This is a genomic window from Oleiphilus sp. HI0061 (assembly GCF_001635675.1).
Window position 1 is genome coordinate 1 of sequence record NZ_LWFE01001618.1, and the last position, 1,423, is coordinate 1,423.

1 protein-coding gene is annotated in these 1,423 nt (G+C 47.0%); it reads left to right on the forward strand.

Annotation, left to right across the window (positions count from 1 at the left end):
- The coding region (locus A3735_RS25010; RefSeq protein WP_197486036.1) for a thrombospondin type 3 repeat-containing protein at positions 1-1,423 on the forward strand (1,423 nt) is incomplete at both ends.

Here is a 1,423-nt window from a genome sequence, read left to right on the forward strand (position 1 = left end):
AATGGCCAAGGTGATGCCTGCGACATTGATAGTGATGGTGACGGTGTATTGAACACCATGGAAGAAGCTCAGGGTACTTCACCTACAGATGCCGATTCTGATGATGATGGTAGCAATGACGGTGTCGATAACTGCCCAGCAATTGCTAATGCTGATCAGCGTAACTCAGATGATGATGCTGAAGGTGATGCTTGTGATTTGAACGATGACAATGACGCTGTTGATGATGATGCGGATAATTGCCCAACGGTTCCGAATGATGATCAAGCTGATGCCAATGAAGATGGAGTGGGTGATGTTTGTACTGCTGATGAAGATCAGGACGGTATTCCAGATACGGTAGATAACTGCCCTGCGGTGGCAAACCCAGTTCAGGAGAACGCTGATCATGATGCACAAGGCGATGCCTGTGATAACGATGATGACAACGATTCGATTGAAGATGCTAGTGATAACTGCCCGGTTAAGGAGAATGCTGACCAACTTGATCTAGATGGGGATCAGATTGGTGATGTGTGTGATCCGGACTCTGATGGTGATGGCGTTGAAAATCTAGTCGATAATTGCCCATTAATCGTTAACGCGAACCAGGAGAATACTGATCAGGATGGTCAGGGTAATGCTTGTGACTTAGATGATGATAACGATGGCGTATCCGATGAGAATGAAGCGGCTCAAGGTACGGACCCACTGTTAGCGGATAGTGACGACGATGGTAGTCACGATGGAGATGATAACTGCCCGCTAATCGCTAATGAAGAGCAGAAAGACACAGACTCTGATGGCTTGGGTAACGCTTGTGACACCGATGATGATGGCGACACGATTGCTGACGATGTCGATAACTGTCCACTCGATAGTAATGTTGGACAGGCAGATAGCGATGAAAATGGTGTTGGTGACGCGTGTGATGTGCCTTCAGTAGCTTTGTTCTACTTGAATGAACGCATTGTTAACTCTGAAACTGAAACTGATGAGTCAGGCACTGAAGATGGCATTTGTCCTTTCGATGTAAATGATGAAATGACTCGAGTGTCTCTATGGAGACAAGAAGGTTCTGTTCTAAGGGTTAGCTTTGGTGATGAAGGGCATGACGAAGGTGGTGAGTTGATGATCGATCCATCAGGACGCATTAGTGCTTCATTCAGCGATGAGTACAGCGGCGAGCATGGTTCCATGCAAACTGAGTTGGATGTTGATGGTCAGTTGGATGCAGAGTCAGGTGTCATTGTTGCCACCGTTGAAGAGAGCTTCACCTTTGCAAGTGCAGACGGCCAGATTGTTGCGACCTGTGCCTACAATGCAACAGAAACCTTTACGCCGATGGATGAAGTGTCTGCAAGTACTATCTTCGATGGTGAAACCGGAACTAATGTAGGCTTTGTTTGGATGGAAGGCGACGAGCATTATCAGGACTCAGCCA